The organism is Paenibacillus sp. FSL E2-8871, from assembly GCF_038000345.1.
Lineage (GTDB): Bacteria > Bacillota > Bacilli > Paenibacillales > Paenibacillaceae > Paenibacillus_AQ.
The window spans coordinates 1148084-1169923 of record NZ_JBBOBV010000001.1; the positions used below are offsets into that span (position 1 = coordinate 1148084).

Below are 21840 nucleotides of genomic sequence, written 5' to 3' on the forward strand. Positions count from 1 at the left end.
ATGAACTAACCTTAAGCAACCTTACCTAAACAATTAAAAGGTGATTCCTCATGACAACTCAAAAAGTAGCCAATAGATTAGCCAAGGAAAAGTCACCGTATCTGCTGTAACATGCTCACAATCCGATTATCTGATTTTCTTGGTCGGAAGAGGCTTTTGAAGCCGCCAAGCGCGACAACAAGCCTGTCTTCTTATCTATTGGGTATAGCTAGTTGTTGATTCACACGTACTTGTCATTGGTCAGTTGTCTGTATGGGCGAGAGAAATTGGTCGGGAACCGACCACAGCTAATCTACTTCGTAGGGGCTTGTTCAACTATTGGGCTGGATAACGTTATGGTAAGATAATGCAATTGAACATATGGGGTGAAAAAATGAGAATGTATGCTCTTCTTACAGAACCAATAGGGGACATCAGTAAGGTAATGATTTATGAATCAAAGTATCGTGTTTATTTATTTCTATTTGAAACTCATGAAAATAAGGGTGCAAATGCTGACTATTGTTATGAAACATTAGAAGAAGCAATGGAATTCTGCAATGTGGAACTAAACATAGTTGAGGAACAGTGGGTTGTTATTAACGATCCCAAAGACGGGGAACAACACGATATTATTTATTAAACCAGTATTGACAGCATTGAGCAAACAGGAAACGTTACTGAAACGTAATAGCGACAGTCCAGGGCTTCATTTTCCCCGCGACATTGAGCAGAATATCTCTCACACGTCAAAAAAAGAAATCGTTCTTTGTGAGAAAAGTGGAAGTACCACCTACCTCTCAAAAAAGGAACAATTTCTTTGTAGTGTCCGCATTCATTAACAATCTTAGTTAATTGGGCAGCTCCTTCTTCAAGCTAATCGTAACCGTGGTGCCTTGCCCCGGAGTGCTGGAGATGCTTAGCCCATATTGAGGACCGTATTCCAGCTTGATCCGTTCGTCCACATTTCGCAACCCATATCCGCTCTGGAACAGCACATCTTCCTTAGCTTGGCTAAGTGTCGCGCCGTTGGCAAAGCCGACTCCATCATCCGTCACTGTAAAGCGAATCTCATCCTCCAGCAGCTCGCCTTTAATCCAGATTCTGCCCATGCCACGTTTCTCGCTGATGCCGTGCTTGATCGCATTCTCTGCGATTGGCTGAAGAATCAGCTTTAGAATGCGGACTTTGCGCAGCGATTCCTCAATATCGTATTCAATCTCGAATTTATTCGGGAAACGCATTTGCTCGACCGTCACAAAACTCTCCACCAAACGGATTTCTTCGTCGACAGTAACGAATTTATCGCCTTTATGCAGGCTAATCCGAAAAAAGGTCGCCAGAGAAGAAATCAGCCGCTCAATGTCGGGCTGCTTCTTCAGCCGGGCAATCCAGGCAATCGCATCTAACGTGTTGTAGAGGAAATGAGGATTGATCTGCGACTGCAGCGCAGTCAGCTCCGCCTTGCGCTGCTTCTCTTTTTCCTCATCTTTTTCAAGCATTAATTGGCTGATCCGTTCTACCATCTGATAGTAGCTGTTCTCTAGCTGGAAAATCTCATCGACCTGTGCCCGCTGCTCATAGACAGCTGCTAAGTCTTTTTTGCCAAACAGACTCAGCTTCTTCTTCAAGTTCAGTAGTGGTCGGGTGATTTTGGCCGCCAGATAAAAGGAAAGAATCAGTAGGACAATGAAGGTAACACTGGCGAAAAGAAGGGCATTTCGGTTACCCTTGGCAATTCCCTCCAGCAACTTGTGGCTAGAAATCACACTGGTGAACTCCCAGCTAACGCCAAGCGTCTCCAACCTAGGATTCAAAGGATAAGTAGCAATGATATAGGAATTCCCGTTATCTGACCAGGTGCGGTAGCCTTCTTTCTGACCCGGGCGAAGAGAGGCATTCTCCTCCAAAAAATTGCCCAAGAGCCGCTTGTCGGGGTGAGATATAATCCGGTCGCTGGAAGTCAGGAAGGAGTAGCCAATGCCAGTGAAACTGGAGGAATAAAGATCTGCCAAGGCGGCTTCTCTGACATAGATGATGACGACCCCTATATTTTGCCCCGTATTGAAGTTGCGGAATTGCTGTCCAAAGGGGATATAGGCATTGCCTTCTCCATCTCGTTTGATTTCTCCGACAACAGGCATGCTGCTCTCTTGAATGCGTTTGATGAATAAAGCTTCGGGAACCTCAAGCATTTGCTCCTTGGACTGATAAGAATAAAGCATATTATCATTGGTGTTGATGATTACATTGCCCACCAGATCATTCTGTGCAAGCATACCGTCGATGATAGCCCCGATCCGTAGTTCCTTGTCTGCTGCCGGCAGGGAATCGTTATTAATGATCTGGTAAATGTCGCTGTTCACCAGAAATCGCAGGAACAACATCTGAATGTCATCGACCATCAACTCCACACTGAGCCCAATTTGGCGCTGAGTCTGGACCACATGGCGATACAGATCCTTCTGCAGATAGGTATAGGAATAGAAGTTAAAAATAACAAGCATCAGCACCAGATGCAGAGACAATCCCACTAACAGGACAACAACAATCCGACTTTTGATCTTGAACCTCCGCATCCAAGAATCCATCCGGTTGGCCATTGTTAGCTTAACCATAGGTTTTTGCATACTCGCTCGGCGGGATGCCCGTCATCTTTTTGAAAATCTGGCTAAAGTATTTGGAGTCAGTGAAACCAACCTGATTGCCCACCTCATAGACCCGGTACATCGGATTGCGCAGCATACGTTTGGCTTCTTCAATCCGATATTCCGTCAGACATTCATAGAACGTCTTGTTCAAATCTTTGCGGAATAGATGCATTAAATGGGTTGGACTGACGAACACCGCAGCAGCAACCATCTCCACGGTAATGTTCCCAGCATAATGCTCCCGGATAAAAGCGAGGGCGTCTCTGATTTCACGCCGGCATCGAGCTCCGGCCTCTTCCTCAGCGTACAACACGCGTTCAATACCAGACAATGCACGCTGCGCAGCAAGCACAGCCTGTTTGTATGAATCTACGATTCCGTTCCATTTTTCAGTTGGTTTGCCGATTCCAACGCTAAGAGCCTGGCCGAAGTGCTGCTGGCTCCATTCCGATAGCTGCTTACCTAATCTGCGGGCAGAATCACCAGCAAGCTCAGGTTCATCGGTTCGGAGAATCATAACCCACTCCAGATGACTATCGCGGAATAGACAGAGCTGTTCAAAAGAATACGCTTCCAGAATAACCGCTGCTTCATCCTCCAACGCTTTGCCTACATCAGTTCCTTTAAGACCATTATCAGCAGGGAAGGCTATGGACAGCGGCAGCATAGCTTTTCCTGGTTCCAATTGCAGCTCCAGCAGCTTTATTTTGCTGGTAATGAATTCCTCACTATGCAGCTGGCCATGCAGTAAATCCTGCCAGAATTGTTTGGATATCGCGGTAATTTCCTCATTAAGCTGTGAATATCGCTTGGAGAGTTGCTTTTTCCCCAGGATTTCATCGCCAACGCTTCGTACTGTATCTGCGAGTTCTTCTATATTAATGGGCTTCAGCAAATAGGTGGAGGCACCATAACGTAATGCAGCCTGCGCATATTGAAATTCGTCATAACCGCTAAGTACGACAATGCCTACGAGCATGTCCTGCTCCCGTATTTTCTCGATAAGTTCAAGACCGTTCATATACGGCATACGGATATCGGTAATAATCACATCCGGGCGGTGCTGTAGTGCAAGCTCCAAACCCTCCTCGCCATTGCTGGCTTCTCCTATGATCTCGACGTTGTATTCTGCCCAGTCTATGGTTTGGGTGATGCCCATACGGACGAGATATTCATCATCTACTATAAGCGCTTTCAACATTGGCCTCACCTCGAAGTAGTTTCTAATATGTCTTACAGTCATTATAAACATGAAACCTCTTTTAGAGGAGCGGTAATTTCTCAGTTGTCAGGATCACAAACGATTTCGCAGTATGTTCACCGGTGGCTAAGTACAAAAATGTCCGCATAGCCGAAGTTCTAAACATTTCAACAGCTTAACAAACCGTTTCATAGGATTCCATCCTAACTTTTGCAAAATGTACTGTGATAGACTTTAACCGTAAAAGAGCGGTAAGCGCTTTTATAAATACATGACATCGAAATTGAACGCTGTAGGAGGAGTACCCTTGATACAAAATTCATTTATTCCATTCGGGTTTCAATATTACCGTTCCCCAACCCCATTCCGGGATCAATGGGAGAAAGACCTAAGCAATATTGCCGGGCAGGGCTTCAATTGTGTGAAGTATTGGGTGCAGTGGCGCGCCAGCGTGTCCAAAGAAGGGATCTACCAGTTCGATGATATTCAGGAGCTGATGGATATTGCTCAACAGAATGGCTTAAAGGTCATTTTGAACGTGATTTTCGATGTGGCGCCAGCCTGGTTTTATAAAAAACATCCTGATTCCAAAATGATCACAGCAGACGGTTCCGTTCTGGAACCAAGGGCAATTAACTGCCGCCAGATTGGCGGAGCTCCTGGACCTTGTTATCACCATGCAGCTGCAGCCACGGAGAAGGCGAAATTTCTGGCGGAAACAGTGAAGACTTTCAAAGATCATCCTGCACTCTGGGTGTGGGATTTATGGAATGAGCCTGAGCTGACGACAGGGATTAAGCGCAAGCTGTCATTTGACAACCAGGTATGTTATTGCGAGCACTCAGTGCTGGCATTCCAAGAATGGCTGAAAAATAAATATATTGCTCTGGAAGCTCTGAACGAATCATGGCAGCGGACTTACAGAAGCTGGGAGGAAGTAGAGGCACCGCGTGGGCAAGGCGTATTCAATGATTTGGTGGACTGGCGGCTGTACATGTCCGGTACTTTAACAGATGAGCTGCGGAGCCGGGTAGATACTGTGAAGTCACTGGATCTGCTGCATCCTGTTATGGCACATACTGTGCCAGCTCCTATTTTTAATATGATTACAGCAGGTTCAGACGACTTTAAGCTGGCTGAGCCCTGTGACCTGACAGGCAATAGCCTAGGGTCCTCAGCTTGGTCGGCTGATCTACTGATCTCTGCCGCCAAAGGCAAACCGATCATCAACTCAGAGATTCATGCGCTGCCTGGCAATACGGCGATGAAACCGCGCCAGCCGGAGCTGCGAGAAATGAAGCAGCATATTCTGACCCCGCTCGCCCGTGGCATCACGGGATATCTGTTCTGGCAGTATAGACCGGAGGTATTAGGACAGGAGGCTCCGGCTTGGGGTAGTGTGTATTTGGACGGCAGTCCAACCCCATGGTACAAGGATATGGCCCAACTAAATAAGCTTGTGCAAGACAATAAGCAAGAGCTTTTACAGGCAAAACGGCGTGGGGACGGGATTGCTATTCTATTCAGCCCACAGAACCAAATCGCAAACTTTGCTGCCCATGATCATTTGGACACCTATAACGATTCCCTTCAAGGCGTCCATAAACTGCTACATGATCTTAATTATAAAGTGGAATTTCTGCATGAGTCGGATGTTACGGAAAAGACATTGGAGCAATACCGCTGCCTGTGGATGCCTTATCCACTGTATCTGAACCGTAAACTGTGTGACCTCCTGCGTGAGTGGGTAGAAAAGGGAGGCATATTGATTTCGGAATACTCCTTCGGCGCGCTTCAGGCAGAGAATGGCTGTCACAGCTATACAGTTCCCGGTTACGGATTTGATGAAGTCTTTGGGGTTTGGGAGACTTGGATTCATTCTGCCGAGAATCTGGATCATAGCTATCATCAGGTAGCATTCGAATCACGGACGGCGATCCCACTCCTTAATGTAATGGAGCACAGCAAGGAAGGGGAAGCAGCCGCAGATGATAAGGCACACGGCTCCTATTACAAATCAGATATTTCGCTGCAAAGTCATGTGAAGGTCCTAGCCGAATTTGCCGAGGACAACATGCCTGTGTTGACGGCCGCTGCTTATGGAAATGGGCGTGCTGTGTGGTTCGGTACCTTACTTGCGGCTGCCTACTGGCAGGATGGACATACCGGAACGCTCCAGTTGGTGCGCGATCTTTTACAGCAGGAATTGAAGCTACAGCCGAATGTGCAAGTAAGCGGAGGTGTCCGCGCTGATCTTTCCGAGTGGGAAGTTGAAGAAGACAGAGGTGCGTTCCTCTATGTGCATAATGAAGGGAAGACGTTGGCAGAAGCCAAAGTTACGCTGCCTGCCAATTATACTTCAGCAGAGCCATGGTTTGACGATGGGAATGCCAAAATTCAGCCAATAAATCCGTTTGAACCTTCAACAACTCACCTGTCTATACGGGTAGAAGCTGGAGATGTTCAAGTATTTCGATTATCTTAGCCGGCAGCAGTTAAGGTCGGAGATTATAGAGCTGGTGTAAGCCAGCCAAAGGAGTGTATCCATTTGGCTTTGTTAGATTATGTTAATCCATTACAGGGGACTAAGTCGGATTTCCGCTACTCACACGGCAATACGCTGCCGCTTACAGCGATGCCATTTGGCATGGCGGCTTGGAGCCCACAAACCCACGAAGCAGGGGGGACCTGGTTCTTCCATCCGCACCATCGCCACCTGGAGGGCATACGACTAACTCACCAGCCCAGTCCTTGGATCGGAGATTATGGACATCTAACACTGTTGCCACAGACTGGACCGTTATTGCTCAGTCCTGATTCGCGCTCATCTTCCTTTAAACCGGAAGAGATGCAAGTGTCCCCACACTACTTCGGTGTGTCTCTTCAACGATATCGTACCCGACTGGAGCTGACCCCTACAGAGCGCTGTGCGGTGATTAGAATAACATACGCTAAGGGACAACAGAACAGGCTCATAATAGCACCGCTTAAAGGCGAGTCTCAACTCACCTTTCAACCGGAGAAACGCAGGATCATCGGCTTTACAAGAGGCCATACCGCCGGGGTACCCGATAATTTCGCGATGTATTTCGTCTTCCAATTCGACACAGACATCCTCATGGAGGATTCGGGAATCTTTGACGGGGAGTACCAACCTCTAAGGACGTATGAAGGAACCGGCGATAAGCTGGGCGCATACGTAGAATTAAACATACCGGAATCCGGTGTAATAGAAGTGAAATGCGGCACTTCCTTTATTAGTGGGGAGCAAGCGCAATTGAATCTCGATCGGGAGGTCGGTGGGCACAGCTTCGGAGAGATCTTGAGCAAAGCAGAGGCAGGCTGGGAAGAACGGCTGAGCCGCATTGTTGTCGAAAGCGCGGATGAAGAGAACCTCCGTACCTTTTACAGCTGTATGTACCGGATCTGCCTGTTTCCTAGAACATGGCATGAATATAACGAGCAGGACGAGCAAATTCATTACAGTCCTTTTAACGGCAGCATTTGCCGGGGTCCAATGTATTCAGATATCGGACTGTGGGATGTATACCGGACTAGCTTCCCGTTATACAGTATCCTGTTTCCATCCTTGCTCGGTGAGATCATGCAGGCTTGGACATTAGCTTACGGTGAAAGTGGTTGGCTGCCAAAATGGCTGTCACCAGGCGAACGCAGTGCCATGCCCGGCACACTGATCGATGCGGCAGCTGCGGATGCCGTGGTTAAGGGCATCGGCGGCTTCGACGTAGAGCTACTATATGAAGGTTTGCTGAAACATGCAGATCGTCCGGCTACAGACGAGAAGCTGGGTAGACGGGGGCTAGAATTGTATTTGCAGCACGGCTATCTGCCGCATGATCGTTTTCATGAAAGTGTAAGCAACACGCTGGATTATATATACGGGGACTTCTGTATAGCCCAGATAGCCAAAGCACTCGGCAAAATGGATGATTATGAGCGTTTTATGGACCGGGCGCAGAATTACAAGCTGCTGTTTGATCCAGAGGTTGGTTTTATGAGAGGCCGTAACGAGGACGGTACTTGGCAGGAAGGATTTGATCCTTTGGCGTGGGGTGATCCGTTCTGTGAAGGTGGGGCTTGGCAAGGGAGCTGGGCGGTTCCCCATGACTTCCCGGGATTAGCCAGTCTGATGGGTGGCGAGGAAGCTTTTGTTCGGCGTCTGGACCAGTTAATGGCCGAGGAACCGATATTCAAAGTGGGATCTTATGGCTTGGAAATTCATGAAATGTCGGAAATGGCTGCGGCCGATCTAGGGCAGTTTGCCATCAGCAATCAACCCAGCTTCCATATACCTTATATTTTTGCCCGACTCGGGGCGTTGTCCAAAACACAGTACTGGGTTCGCAAAACCATGGCTAAACTGTTCAATTGTGGAATGGATGGGTTACCCGGCGACGAGGATAATGGCAGCATGGGTGCCTGGTATATTTGGAGCGCCATCGGCCTGTATCCGTTAAGTCCCGGGATTCCCGAATATGTGCTAGGCAGCCCTCTATTTGATAAAGTAACGATTCAGCTCGAAGATGGGCGGCAATGGGTCATTGAAGCGCAAAACAACAGCCCCGTCAATGTGTACAGTAAATCGGTCCACTGGAACTATGCACTTTGGGAGCACCACTCTTTGCCTCATGAAGAAATTATTAAAGGCGGCGTCCTGAGCTTCTGTATGTTTTCGGGGTTAACCCCAACATAAGAGCAATGCTAAGCAGTCCGGAACATTCCGGGCTGTTTTTGTGTTTATAGATGGAGCATCTTGCTCTTTTTAGGCAAATGGTGAAATGGCAAACCATTTCGCAGCATTCCCGCCTGTTTTTTCAAAGGTAACATGTCTAATATCGAAGAGAATGAAAGCGCTTAATATGAGTGCGGAGAGGAGGAATCAACTTATGACTTTAAGACTTCATTCCAAAAGAAATCGACTTATCACTATTCTGTTCGCTCTGATAGCGGGAAGCCTGCTGCTGATTGGCGCGATGAATGTGCAGGCTCCACAAGCAGAAGCACCACTTCTGACCCTTAACGGACAGGAGGTCACTGCAGCGGAGTTCAACTGGCATCTTCAAATGAATCGGGCACTGACTGCTGATTACTTCAAACAGACCTACGATGCCAACTACTCAGAGAAATTCTGGTCTACCGACTATTCCGGCGAAAAACCAATCCACAGGTGGATAAAAGAATCCCAGGCACAGCTACTGACGAAGCGGATAGAGTTGCAGCTTGCTCAAGAAGCAGGGGTGGTATCGGATATCAGCTTTGAAGGTTTTCTAAAAGGAATGGAGCACGAGAATCAACGGAGGAGTCAGGCGGCAGCGAATAAGGAGGTGGTGTATGGTCCTCTTCATCTGGAAGCGCAGGCCTACTACAGTTATTACATGAGCAACCTTGAGGATGCCACGATTGAGGCAATGCGCAGCAACGGAGGTATCGTGATTTCAGATGAACAGGTAAGGCTGGAATATGAAGCAAATCTAGCTGCTAAATATTCTCGGCCGGGAGCTATACGTCTTGAATGGGCGTCGCTGCCTTTTGGTCCGGAAACAGAATACAAAGATCAGCAGAAGGCCTTGGAGAAAATGGAATTGCTCCGGGCAGCAGTAATAGCAGCAGAAATAAGATCAGACACAGGCATCCATCAGCAGGCAAAAGAGCTGGGTATAAACGTGGGCGAAGTCAAAATAACAAGTGCTTCCCGACGAACAGCAGCGCTGGAAAATCCTAAGGTATTGCTTGCTGCAGATCAGCTTGCACCTGGACAGATTAGTGGCTTGTTTGCTGAAAATGGGGCCATTCATCTACTTTACTGTCTATCGATAGAGGATGCAGGAGTTGAACCTTTCGATCAAGTGAAGGATGCTATCACACTTCATTTGGCGCAACAGAAGTTTAGATCCATGGTGGACGATAAGTTAGGCAAAGCTATCGCAGAATGGAATTACCCGATGGCCGAAAGACTCGCAAACCAAGCCAATCAATAAATATTCAAGGGGGAATCCTACAACAATGTTAAAAAAACTCGCAAAATCACTACTAATGATAATGCTGATCTTCACGACAGTGTTCCCTGTAATGGGTGCTTCTGCCCATGCTGAAGAGACGTATGCCGATGATTTCTCTGCTCTGCCAGCAGTGGAGCTGCGTTCGGAGAATTGGTTGATTGACAGCAGCAATCCTCAATTCTTCGGCGGAGATGCTACGCGGTTGGTCAGGACATCCACGGATACCGGTTATGCCGTTTATTCATTAACAGGAATTCAGTCGTTTACGCTTCAGGCCTATTATTTCTCTGGCTCAACAGCCGTAATCAAGTTCTACGGATCGGGCGATGCGACAGCGTGGACGGAGCTTCCGTCCATTAATGACAGTCCTACAGCAACCGGTTCTGGTTGGTATGGAACAATATACACGCCCGCAGGTACACTTCCGAATGATATCAATTATCTCAAAATCGAGATCAGCGGCGACCTCGACAGCTGGCTGATGCAGCTCGGACACCTTACGCTCTCCAATGTATCACTTGCACCTCAAACGATTAACGATGAGCTTGATGACGTTTCACAGCTCTATGCATTTAGTACAAATTGGTCTTTAGATACAAGCAATCCCACTTTTTTTGGTGGAGATCATTCTCGTGAAGTGAGAACAGCAGATTCGGCAGAATCACTTGTGTACCATTTGCATAATTTGCAGCATTTCATCGTCCGTCTGCATTCCTTTGCCGGGTCTAGCGGAAGCATCAAGTTCTATGGATCGGCGGATGCATCCACCTGGACAGAGATTTCAGCAATACATGAAGCTCCACAATCCACAGGAGATGCAGCTTGGACCGGGACGAATTATACCCCAGCACAAGGGATTCCTTCCGGCATTCATTATTTGAAAATCGAGCTCAGCGGCGATTCCGCCCCCTGGCTGATGCAGCTAGGATCGGTCTCCTTGTCCAACCGCTTGCCTGGAGATGGAGGGAACAGCGGTGGAGACGGAGATTATTACGTCGATTCATTTGCAGGCAGCGATAGCAATGATGGAAGAACACCTGAGACAGCCTGGAAGACCTTCTCTGTAGTTAACCAGACTACCTTTGAGGCTGGAGACCGAATTTTGTTAAAGAAGGGTGGAATCTGGAACGAACAATTATATCCTAAGGGTAGCGGAACAGACGATAAACCGATAACAATCACTGCCTATGGCAGCGGAAGTAAACCGACTATCAATGGTGGAGGCATGGCCGGAGCAGCTGTATACCTGCGCAACGCCTCAAACTGGAGCATCCGGGATCTGGAGGTCACTAACTATGCTTCCGAGAGAGGAACCATTTACCGGGAAGGCATAATGGTGGAGAACGCAAACGGAGGAACTTTAAGAAATATCCGCATCCAGGATAACTATATACATGATGTATCAAGCAGCTTCCGTTATCCGACAGTTTCCGGGGCAGAAGGTGGTCCACATGCGTTCGGTGGAATCTCCGTATATGTGGGCGGAACGACGGGCACGGACAAATTTGATGGGGTATGGATCGAAGGCAACACGGTCGAACGAATTGGACGGACAGGAATTGTGGTATGGGATCAGCGTTTCAACGGAGCCGACTATGCTACGGTCAATGTTACGATCCGCGGAAATTATGTCAAACAAGCAGACAGCGACGGCATCCTCACCTTCGGTGCGGACGGAGCGTTAATTGAGCATAACATAGCAGAAGAAGGTGGGAACTACTCCGAAGAAGGCGAGTTTAACGGCTCAGCCGCAATCTGGCCAACTCGGGGCAAGAATAATATCGTGCAGTTTAATGAGTCCTTTAACACAAATAAACCAGAGGGAGATGGTCAGGGCTTCAATCTGGATATTGATACTATGGACAGTGTAGTTCAATATAATTACAGCCATGGCAATAAGGGCGGATTCATGCTTTTTGTCGATGCCCGTTTAACTCCAGGAGTGCTGACCGGCTCCTCTAACAATGTAGTCAGATACAACATCAGCCAGAATGATCTGACGCATACGTTTAATTTTGCAGGTGGGGTTACGCCGGATACGCAAATCTATAACAATACGATCTATATCGGCACTGGGCAAAACACCAAAATAATCGACCATGAATGGGACGACGCAGGAAATATCAACGCTCCCTATACGTTCAGGAACAATCTGGTCTACAACCTTGGACAGGGAGGTTATAATCTGCCCGGGGTAAATGGCAGCTTCGACCACAACCTGTTGTATGGAAATCATCCAGTAAGCGAGCCGGAAAATACGAATCCCGTCACAGCGAATCCGCTCTTGGTTGCTCAGGGCAGCGGTGGAATTGGCTGGAATACAGTGGACGGTTACAAGTTAAGAGAAGGCTCCCCTGCGCTTGGGGCTGGTGCAATCATTGCAGACAACGGAGGCCGTGACTATTGGGGAAATGCTGTTTCAGCAGAAAATCCACCGAATATCGGAGCCTATAATGGACCCGGACTTGATCCTGCCACACTGCCTAAAGCACCTGTGGATGATCTGCGATTATATTTTCAAGGCTTAAAAATTGCTCCTCATATTACAGATGGTAGAAACGGAGGCATATCCCTTCAACTTCAGTTTACAAACAGTTCTGGAGTAGACCCTCTGAGAATTAACAAAATTTCCTGGAAAATAGGAGAAGGAAGTGATCAGCTCAGTGGTAGCCAGTCGCAACTAGCTGAAATCGCTCCGAATAGCGGATTTACTTATCCAATTCCTTTGCCGGGATTCTCTGAAAGCGTTAAATATCCACTAGAGTTGACCGTTGACCTTGAAGGCTATGAGACAGTTCACCTCAAGCAAAACATAGATATTAACCGGATGAAGCATCAGTCAGACACAGGAACTCCCGCGCTGATTGATCTTGCAGACGGAACCCCTTTGTTGAGCGGGTATAACGGTACGGATGATCTTAGCGGAACAGCGCAATTACGCTGGGACGCGGATAACATTTATTTGACTGCCGACATCCGTGATGATGTATTCAGCCATAATGCATCCGGGATTAATATTTGGCAAAATGACAGTATTCAATTCAGCCTTGCTCCCGGTGTACCGGGCGATAGCCAATCCTGGTATGAATACGGAATATCGCAGACGCCGGAGGGGCCGCAAATTTATCGTTGGCTGTCTATGAAGGGTGCCGCTACCGGAGTGTTGACCAAAGGAACACTAAGTGTAACCCGAGATGAAGCGACTAAGATTACCTCATATGCACTGGCACTACCTTGGAGTGAAGTAAGTCCAATTCGGGCAGCGGTAGGCAATATCTTGAGCTTCTCGATGTTGGTTAACGATAATGATGGTGCGGGCCGAAAAGGGTATATTGAGTGGGGATCAGGCATAGGCGCTGCGAAGGATCCGGCACTTTTCCGCACCTTCCAGTTTATGAATGTCGAAGATGAGGAGGAGACACAACCGAGTGATAATGCTGATTTGAGCTTTTTGAGTATGGACGGTACAGATATTCCCGGGTTTGACCGTAATACATTGACCTATACAATAAATGTACCCTTTTCTAAAACAGCCGTGACTGTTATAGGGATACCTTTAGATCCGAAAGCCAAATTAACAGTAACTGGCGGAAGTGAACTAAAAGTAGGAGAAAATAGCGTCAGCATCAAAGTTACCGCCGCAAATGGAACAACAACAAAGACCTACACTTTGAAAGTGGTACGGAGTGAAGACCGCGGGGGAACAGAAACGCCTGGCAGTTCGTCCGGCAGTAATAATGGCGGTAACAATAGTAACAGTGGAGGGAAAATAGTTAATCCAGTGAATATAATCTCAGCCGGCCGTATTCAGATTCAGGCTTCACCTGATGCTGAAGGAATGCGCCTTGCACAGCTTCCTACTGGAGAAATTCAAAAAGCAATGAAGGGTGTGCAAGATGGTGCATTGGCACTTGAGCTTACTAAATTTGATGCCACAGCTAAGGGTGTAACCTTTCAATTGCCCGTTACCGAACTGAAAGATAATGTTACCTCTCTTACAATAAAAGCAGGTGCAACCACCGTAACGTTCCCAATTGACAAGAGGGGTAGCAATATTCCGGAGGGTTCCAAGCAGTTAGAGCTGTCCATTCATTTTGTTGATCCTTCAACCCTTTCTGTTGCATTAAAAGAGAAATGGAAAACGCATGCCGAGTACCGGATCTCCTTGATGGTAGACGGAAAGCAAATAGAAACATTAAGTCAATCTGCGGCAATGAAGGTATCGTTTGGATATAAATTGAATCCTAGTGAAGCGCCGAATCAAGCTATCGTCTATTCTATTACCCGCGAGGGGCTGGCGGAAGTGGTCAAGAACTCCAAATACGTTTCAGGTACAGAGAGCATCACCTTCACAACACGGAACTTCGGATTATACGCTGCAGCGAATGGAGATATACACTTCTCTGATGTCAATTCGGACTTCGCTGCTATCCTAGAAGCGTTGGCTTCCCGTGACCTGGTGCACGGCACAGGCGATGGCAAATATGAGCCTGCCCGCCAAATCACAAGAGCTGAGTTTGTTCAACTGCTAGTATCAGCGCTAGACCTTCAGGCCGATAGCAGCAGTACTTTCACAGATGTGAGTTCAGACGTCTGGTATTACCAAGCTGTCTCAACGGCTCAGGCACTGAAGCTGGTTAACGGACGCAGCGAAGGCTTATTTAGCGCAAAAGAACCGATTACTCGCCAAGAAATGGCAGTTATTTTGTTCCGCGCTCTGAGCTTAGTTTTTCTTCAGCCGGATTATTCCAGCAAAACCGTAGTATTTGCTGATCAGAAGCAAATCGGAGCTTATGCCAGGGAAGCAGTTGAGTACCTGCAGCAGTCAGGGATAATCAATGGTTATTCCGACGGAACCTTCAGACCACTGAATCTGACTACCCGTGCGGAGGCTGCTGCTTTGATTTATAGAATTATGGGATTGTAATCATCATAAAAGAGCTGGAGCCAAGTGTAATTGGCTCCAGCTCTTTTTGTTGCAAGTATAATATATTATTCCTTCACGCTGGCCACACAACATATCTCATGTCCGCGACGTTCACCTTGCCATCTGGCCAAAAGAGCCATTCGTTCAACAAATGGAGTATTCGGCCCATAGTGAGGATGTGCATCGATCAATACATCCGAAACGGAGACCAGCTGCCGCGTGAATATCGAATTGATCTCAAATCCAGCCTGATTGAGTAATTCACGCACATTAGCGTCCGTGTAATGATACAGGTGATCGGGTTCAATAAATAACGGTGATTCAGGTCCGTAGACTTCGTTGGTTAATGAATGGCTGTTAGGAATACTGAAATATATTTTCCCTTGCGTTGTCAAAAGATTACGAATATCCTTCAAAAATGCAAATGGATCGGAAATATGCTCAAGCACATGCCAGAACACTACCGCATCATAACGAGGAAGATCAGGATTTTCAGCCGAGTCATCGTCTTGGGTGCTTTTCCATTCATCTTTAACCAGATCCACACCGTATTTATATTTGGCATAGGCTCGTGACAATTGTGAGGGTTCAATGCCAACCGCTCTCCAGCCGCCATTTTCAGCAGCATGTAAAAATTCACCTGTTCCAGAACCAAACTCTAGCAATGCTCCTTTTTCTGGACTGAACATTTCCAGCAGCATTAAATTAAACAGAGCATGATCAGAATAGGTAGCTTGAGCATATTTTTCACGCATTGCAATCCATTCTGTATTATAAATATTTGTGATTAAGCCGGTTGTATCAACCTCCGCAATATTCGCTCTAAAGATAAGACCACAATTGCTACACCGCATCAACGTAAACGAATGATACTCATGAAATACGGTAATAGCTGGAGCAGGGCCACACAAAATACATTGCATATAAAAAACACCTCCGTTAATCGTTTCACTTATTCCCCCCCAGACCAAGCTGGGGTTAGGGCATCATAGTTCAGTTGAAGGGCTTGGAGCGGGTTTCATTTCTTTCATTCTATTATCAATCTCGATAGAATATGCTCGTCTCACTGATCCTAAACAAGGTCAAACTTCAATAGATTTATAGTATAGCTTTCTAGGACTTTATATTAGGTGAAGCGGAAATTGGGAATCCTTCTGTTGTCGTTGCATGATTATAAAGGATGAAGAAGCAAGCACATTGTTACAATCCATGATTACGTCAAAAGATTGTTGGCTTCGGAAATGCCTGTTAATATTGGAAATAGAATCATCTTTTAGATTGGAGAGTCAATGATATGAAGGTCATTATTTTTGGAGCTACAGGTATGGTTGGTCAAAGCGCGTTGCGTGAATGTTTGATGGATGATAGAGTTCAAGAAATACTTACGATTGGGCGTAAAAAGACAGAGCATCAACATACAAAACTAAGACAAATTCAACTATCCAATGTAGCTGAATTATCAAGTATAGAACATGAAATCACAGGTTATGATGCATGCTTTTTCTGCCTTGGGGTTTCCTCTGCTGGTATGAAGGAAGATGAATATAAAAGAGTAACATATGATATCGCGCTATCCGCCGGAACAACATTAGCAAGATTGAACCCTCAAATGACCTTTATATATGTTTCTGGAAGTGGGACGGATAGTTCGGAAAAAGGACGCTCTATGTGGGCGAGAGTGAAAGGGAAGACAGAAAACGATCTGTTGAAGCTACCTTTTAAGGACGCATATATGTTCAGACCAGGTGTAATTCTACCCCTATATGGCATACAATCCAAAACAAAAGTGTATCAGATTTTTTATGATGTGATGAAGCCACTTTATCCCTTGCTAAAGAAGTTAAACAGTGTCATTACATCGGAACAATTGGGACGAGCTATGATTCAGGTAACGATTAACGGTTATCCAAGACCCAGAATAGAAAGCAATGAGCTCAAATCCATGATCAGGAGGTTAATTTAATGAACATTATCATTAGACAAGAAAAAGCTCAAGATATTAACGAAGTCTACCATGTAGTCCAAAAATCATTTGAAAATGCGGAACATTCAGATCATGATGAGCACAATTTGGTAAATAGACTAAGGAGCTCGACAAAGTTTATTACGGAGTTATCTCTTGTAGCTGAATATGAGAATAAGATCGTCGGTCATATCCTTTTTACAGAAATTCTAGTGGGTGATCAGACTCTGGTTGCGCTTGCACCTGTTGCAGTACTACCAGAAATGCAAAGCAAGGGTATAGGGAAGCTACTGATTACTGAAGGCCACAAAATCGCAACACAGCTTGGATATAATGGCTCTGTCGTTTTGGGTCATGATAAGTATTACCCGAAGTTTGGTTATAAAAAAGCTAGTCAATTTGGTATAGAAGCACCTTTCGAAGTTTCAGACGATAATTTTATGGCCGTTGAGCTTATAGATGACGGTCTCTCAGATGTCCATGGCGTTGTCGAATACGCTAAAGAATTTTTTGATATTAGATAAACGTAAAAAAGTGGAGCAAATGCTACGGCAGTTGCTCCACTTTTTTATTTGTTTACAGAATCAATTAACACCTTTAAAAAAAGGATTGTGGAATATCGAGACTGAAAACGGCTTGACGAACGACACTATCCTGTATAAAATAAAGCAGTGATTTAGTAAATTAGTAAATGAGTGAATTAGTAAATAGGAGTGGTGCAATGAAAATACCAACAACGTTTAAACATAATCCTGTTGTCATGTTGGAGAGTTTTGAGAAGGTGTAAAAAATAGTAAAGGATATGGGGAATTAAAATGTTTTCTAATCGTTATGTTCGAACAATTATCCTCTCCCGTGTGTTATTGCAGCTCGGAATATGGATCCGGAATTATGCCGTCCTTCTTTATGTATCTGAATTGACGAATAATAATCCGGTAGATGTATCTCTGATATCGGTTGCCGAATTTGCACCGATCTTTCTTTTTGGTCTTATTGGTGGGACCTTTGCCGACCGATGGCGGCCGAAGAGAACCATGGTATGGAGCGATTTGTTATCTGGCTTGTCCGTCGGGGTGGTGCTGATTGCGGTCATGAATGGCGAATGGATTGCGCTTCTTATCGGATCTTTTGTATCTGCCAGCTTATCTCAATTTTCTCAGCCTTCGGCGATGAAACTGTACAAGAGACATGTGCCAGCTGAACAGCTGCAAGGCGTTATGGCGATGTCCCAAACCCTTGTCGCTGTCTTTACGGTTTTGGGACCCGTTATTGGTACGTTTATTTTTATTAAGTTTGGAATTCACGTATCTCTGATCCTGACAGCCGTTATGTTTCTGGGCTCTTCGCTTATATTGTCTTCCCTTCCTCGGGATGAAGAAGAACCCAAGTCAGGTAAAGCCAGCGGCTTCATCAAAGAGTTAACGGCTGGCTTGCGATACATCGGATCGAGTAAACCCTTAAGAACACTTAGTTTAACTTTCTCGGCGGTGGGTTTGGCATCAGGACTAACTCAGCCGCTTCAGATTTTTCTTGTCATCGAGAACTTAGGTAAGGACAAACAATTTCTTCAGTGGCTTGTGATGGCTAGTGGGGCAGCCATGTTAGTAGGCGGAGCTGCAATAATCGGGATAGCCAAAAAAGTAAGGCCACAGCTATTGCTTTTGATAGGCTTACTCGTCAATGCCGTCTGTACGGTTGGAATGGGAGCTTCTAAGCAAATTTGGCTGACGATTATTTTCTTGGTGATCAGTGGTTTGTTTTACCCTTGCATTCAAGGAGGGATTCAGACACTTCTTGTGCGAAATACCGAAGGGGCCTTTATTGGCCGAGTTTCAGGAGCAATCATGCCTATTTTTATGGGAATGATGGTGGTTGGCATGTTCATTTCCGGCTACCTTAAGGATACGTTCTCCTTGATGGGCGTATTTATGGCGAGTGGTGTATTTGTGATTATCGGTGCGCTTTTTCTGCTTCCTATTGTGGTTAAGATAAGAAGTAATGTGGAGCTGGAATCGCTGGGAAAATGAAAATCCAACTACAATTTCCATGAATTTATTATCTAAGATAAGGAGAGAAAGATATGGATATGAATAAACGCAAAGAGCTGATCGAGGAGTACAAACAGATTAAGATTTATATGGGTGTTGCTCAAATCAAAAACCAAATCAACGGCAAAATATTTATCGACAGCTATCCTAATTTGAAAAACAAATGGCTTACCCTGCAAATGCAGTTGGATTCAGGGAGATTTGCAAATGCCCAGCTCCAGAAGGATTGGAAAGAATTCGGTGCGGATGCGTTCACTTATGAGGTACTAGAACAGAAGGAGATAGATAAGGTAACTGATATGCGCTGGGAACGGAAGAAAATCTTAAAGCCATGGTTAGAGAAGTTACAGCCCTACGGAGATAAAGGTTATAACAAACCACGAATTGACTAACGATGAAATCCAAGATAAGATGAAACCGTCGTTTAGTAAATTAGTAAAATAGTAACTGGAAGGAAGAAAAAAAACATGAAAATACCTACAACTTTAAAACATAAGCCTGTTGTCGTATCGGAGAATTATGAGAAGGTTGACGGCCGAATGGCTGGAAACACAGATGCGAAAGGTCTTTCCTTAGGATTGGCGCAGTGGAATGATCGAGGAAAGGTCGATATTTCTGCTAAGGTATGGAGATATACCGGGGAAAAATGGTCCAGACAATCAGAGGAACTGCCTCTTCATCGCGTGCTTGATTTGTCCATTCTAATTTGCCGGTCGTTAGAACATTTCCGCGAAGCGTATCGATATGAGAATTTATATGACCCGGAGCAGCCCGTCATCGACAGAGTTGGCCTGCAAGGGGATGCGATGACTGTAGCGGTATGTACAGATAATGAGCGAATTAATGAAGATATTAAGCTGTTTAATCAAGCTCTTAGCGATGACGATGAAATGATCGGTGAGCGTCTGAGCACGTTATCCAAAATATTAAAGGATATGGGATATTAAACAGAAAGTGGCCGTCAATCGGGGCTAAGAAGCCTTCGTGACTGCCACTTTTTATTATAATCAGCATATATACTGCCAGGACAAAAAGTAAGTCATAAAAAACAAATGATAGCTGTAGTCAATTTTCCTCTGCGACGAATAGCAGGCTTTAAATCAGAGGTATTAGTTCTTGGAGGTGTACCGGAACAGGTAGACGTCATTCTATTGAAGTGGTTTTATGTTGATTAACGCAAAGAGGAGTTGTTGTGATTCCAAAGCCTGTCTGGGAAGAAAGCCTGTTCTTTTCACATTGAGATCCTGTAATGGTAAAAGCGTTAAGTACTAAGAAGCTGGATATCTAATTTTTCTTAGGATCTTGTTGGTTTTGATAAAAGATGGGTTAACCATAATTAAGGGGTTAACCCATCTTTTATTTATAAGAACACCCTTAGCCTTGTACAGTTCATTCTATTTTGGAGGTTTAAGAATAAAGGCAGCTAAAATTTGTGAATTTCGCATTATAATCTTGGTCTTCTCCAGTGGCGTACAAACCAATAAGCACACCTGTGAACCCTCCGGCTATTTCAGAGGATAGATATTTGGTTTGCGCAGCTCCGAGTAAGATCTCAGTACCATCTACCTGGATATAAAAGTGATAATGTGTTGGACTGCTTTTGATAATTAATGAAGCATGGTTGCACTGACTTATATTTTTTGTTTTTTCAATGGATTTGATATCTCCGATATTCAGCCGTTCGATAATCTCATAACCCTCTGGATGTTTACGCAAGGCCAAGTCATAATGGTGATTTTCGTCCATGTAAAGTGTAATTCCGGCTTCACCATTCGTAAGGCTGACTTCGCATGAAATAATCGCGTTAAAGTCTTTTTGACGAATACCAATAAATGTCGGGGTAGCCGGGATATCTAACGTTACAGCAGTTCCTTTAAGCTTTATTTTATCAGCTTCTAACCTATAATTTTCTGTAACCGGGTGACGCAGGTAACACCAGTCCAAATTCCAATCTGTATTCTCGAACGTAAAGACTCTTTTCTCCTGCTGAATGACTTTGTCCGCAATACGATCAGTCTCGAAACTTATAAGAGTGGTACCTTTATGACCTGCTGTAAACCATCCCTCCTCGCCAAAGGTAATCGGAGTTAGAAAAACCTCGCGCCCCAAATGGTGATAGGTAAGATACTGGCCAGTCTGCCGGAATCCAAGATGTAACAGCCACCAATCCCCCTCATGGTCTTGTACCAAATCTCCATGTCCAACTCCCTGAAGCTCGTAACCGCCTAAATTTCGATTAGTCAATACGGGGTTATGCGGGTAGGCTTCGAATGGACCAGTAGGAGAATTGCCCCTTGCATAAGTAACCATATGCCCATATTCGGTTCCGCCCTCAGCTGCTAGCAGATAGTATTGTCCATTAATTTTGTATAAATGAGGACTCTCCAAATAACGCCCACCGGATCCTTGCCAGATTGAACGGCTTGGCGACAGCTTCTGCCCGGTTTCAATTTCAATTTCACATTGGACTATACCATTAACTCCGTAATCGTCTGTCCCATTACTCATGAAATAGGTTTTGCCGTCTTCAAAATACAAATCTGGATCAATACCGCCTTGATTTACATTAATCGGATCAGACCATTCGCCGTAAATATTGTCAGTCCAGACATAGAAGTTCTGGCGCAAAGTGTCATTAGTGGTCGTCATGTAGAATCGTCCATTATTGTACCGCAGGGTGGGGGCGAATACACCACCGGAGCTGTCCACAATATCCAGTTGAATCTGGTTCTTTCGGGTTAAGCAATGACCGATTTGGGTCCAATTAATTAAATCTTTACTTTCAAAAATCGGAACACCGGGAAAATATTGAAAGGAACTGCAAACCAAATAATAAGTGTCTTCAACTTTACATGCACTGGGATCAGGATAAAACCCTTTGATCACCGGATTATTGTATTTCATTTCTCCACCTCATTAATAAATTCATATAAATAAGAATTCAATATATTTAACTACTAAGAAAATTAAACACTATTGCTTATAGGTTTTCAATGAATCAGGGTTGAAGATATACGTTATATTTATTAAATTAATATATATGTAATTTCA

14 protein-coding genes and 3 pseudogenes are annotated in these 21840 nt (G+C 45.2%); 13 read left to right on the top strand and 4 right to left on the bottom strand.

What is annotated here, in order from left to right; genetic code table 11:
• Positions 1–50: 50 nt before the first annotated feature.
• The 3 genes and pseudogenes from NYE25_RS05300 to NYE25_RS05310 all read left to right on the top strand — a co-directional run.
• Positions 51–209 (top strand): annotated as a pseudogene (locus NYE25_RS05300) (DUF255 domain-containing protein); the annotation flags it as partial.
• A 26-nt stretch (positions 210–235) separates the two neighbouring features.
• Positions 236–331, top strand: a pseudogene (locus NYE25_RS05305) (DinB family protein); the annotation flags it as partial.
• Positions 332–373: 42 nt separating this feature from the next.
• The gene (locus tag NYE25_RS05310) at positions 374–622 is read left to right on the top strand and encodes a hypothetical protein (RefSeq protein WP_341145319.1); all 249 of its coding nucleotides are present in this window, start codon (positions 374–376) and stop codon (positions 620–622) included.
• 208 nt (positions 623–830) lie between these two features.
• On the opposite strand, the gene NYE25_RS05315 is transcribed toward NYE25_RS05310, so the two are convergent.
• Both NYE25_RS05315 and NYE25_RS05320 read right to left on the bottom strand, forming a co-directional pair.
• On the bottom strand, positions 831–2597 hold the full coding sequence (locus NYE25_RS05315; RefSeq protein ID WP_341145320.1) for a cache domain-containing sensor histidine kinase: 1767 nt from the start codon (positions 2595–2597) through the stop codon (positions 831–833).
• Positions 2590–3831 (bottom strand): response regulator, encoded by a 1242-nt coding sequence (locus NYE25_RS05320; RefSeq protein ID WP_341145321.1) that lies wholly within the window; start codon positions 3829–3831, stop codon positions 2590–2592. The genes NYE25_RS05315 and NYE25_RS05320 overlap by 8 nt, the downstream gene beginning before the upstream one ends.
• A gap of 307 nt (positions 3832–4138) precedes the next feature.
• Here NYE25_RS05320 and NYE25_RS05325 point away from each other — a divergent pair, with 307 nt between their 5' ends.
• The 4 genes from NYE25_RS05325 to NYE25_RS05340 all read left to right on the top strand — a co-directional run bounded on the left by NYE25_RS05325 (position 4139) and on the right by NYE25_RS05340 (position 14778).
• Entirely contained in the window at positions 4139–6316 is a 2178-nt protein-coding gene (locus NYE25_RS05325; RefSeq protein ID WP_341145322.1) for a beta-galactosidase, read from the top strand.
• Positions 6317–6379: 63 nt separating this feature from the next.
• On the top strand, positions 6380–8545 hold the full coding sequence (locus NYE25_RS05330; protein ID WP_341145323.1) for a GH92 family glycosyl hydrolase: 2166 nt from the start codon (positions 6380–6382) through the stop codon (positions 8543–8545).
• 193 nt (positions 8546–8738) lie between these two features.
• Positions 8739–9830 carry a peptidylprolyl isomerase gene (locus tag NYE25_RS05335; protein WP_341145324.1) on the top strand — a complete coding sequence of 364 codons (1092 nt, stop codon included), beginning with the start codon at positions 8739–8741 and terminating at the stop codon, positions 9828–9830.
• Positions 9831–9855: 25 nt separating this feature from the next.
• A complete protein-coding gene (locus NYE25_RS05340) occupies positions 9856–14778 on the top strand; it encodes an S-layer homology domain-containing protein (RefSeq protein ID WP_341145325.1) in 4923 nt (1640 codons plus the stop codon).
• A gap of 65 nt (positions 14779–14843) precedes the next feature.
• Here NYE25_RS05340 and NYE25_RS05345 read toward each other — a convergent pair whose 3' ends face one another.
• Complete coding sequence (locus NYE25_RS05345) at positions 14844–15701, bottom strand: class I SAM-dependent methyltransferase (protein WP_341145326.1); 858 nt, start codon at positions 15699–15701, stop codon at positions 14844–14846.
• Between the two features lie 371 nt (positions 15702–16072).
• On the opposite strand from NYE25_RS05345, the gene NYE25_RS05350 reads away from it, so the two are divergent.
• The 6 genes and pseudogenes from NYE25_RS05350 to NYE25_RS05375 form a co-directional block, all read left to right on the top strand.
• Complete coding sequence (locus NYE25_RS05350; RefSeq protein WP_076283765.1) at positions 16073–16741, top strand: epimerase; 669 nt, start codon at positions 16073–16075, stop codon at positions 16739–16741.
• Positions 16741–17265: a GNAT family N-acetyltransferase gene (locus NYE25_RS05355; RefSeq protein ID WP_341145327.1), complete on the top strand. Its 525-nt coding sequence runs from the start codon at positions 16741–16743 to the stop codon at positions 17263–17265. Before NYE25_RS05350 ends, NYE25_RS05355 begins: the two co-directional genes overlap by 1 nt.
• Before the next feature lie 291 nt (positions 17266–17556).
• Complete coding sequence (locus tag NYE25_RS05360) at positions 17557–18768, top strand: MFS transporter (protein WP_341145328.1); 1212 nt, start codon at positions 17557–17559, stop codon at positions 18766–18768.
• A 53-nt stretch (positions 18769–18821) separates the two neighbouring features.
• Entirely contained in the window at positions 18822–19181 is a 360-nt protein-coding gene (locus NYE25_RS05365) for a GIY-YIG nuclease family protein (protein ID WP_042188371.1), read from the top strand.
• A gap of 75 nt (positions 19182–19256) precedes the next feature.
• A complete protein-coding gene (locus NYE25_RS05370; protein ID WP_042188373.1) occupies positions 19257–19736 on the top strand; it encodes a DUF6530 family protein in 480 nt (159 codons plus the stop codon).
• Between the two features lie 99 nt (positions 19737–19835).
• Positions 19836–19964 (top strand): annotated as a pseudogene (locus tag NYE25_RS05375) (hypothetical protein); the annotation flags it as partial.
• Positions 19965–20196: 232 nt separating this feature from the next.
• Here NYE25_RS05375 and NYE25_RS05380 read toward each other — a convergent pair.
• Complete coding sequence (locus NYE25_RS05380) at positions 20197–21693, bottom strand: glycoside hydrolase family 43 protein (protein WP_341145329.1); 1497 nt, start codon at positions 21691–21693, stop codon at positions 20197–20199.
• Positions 21694–21840 lie beyond the last annotated feature (147 nt).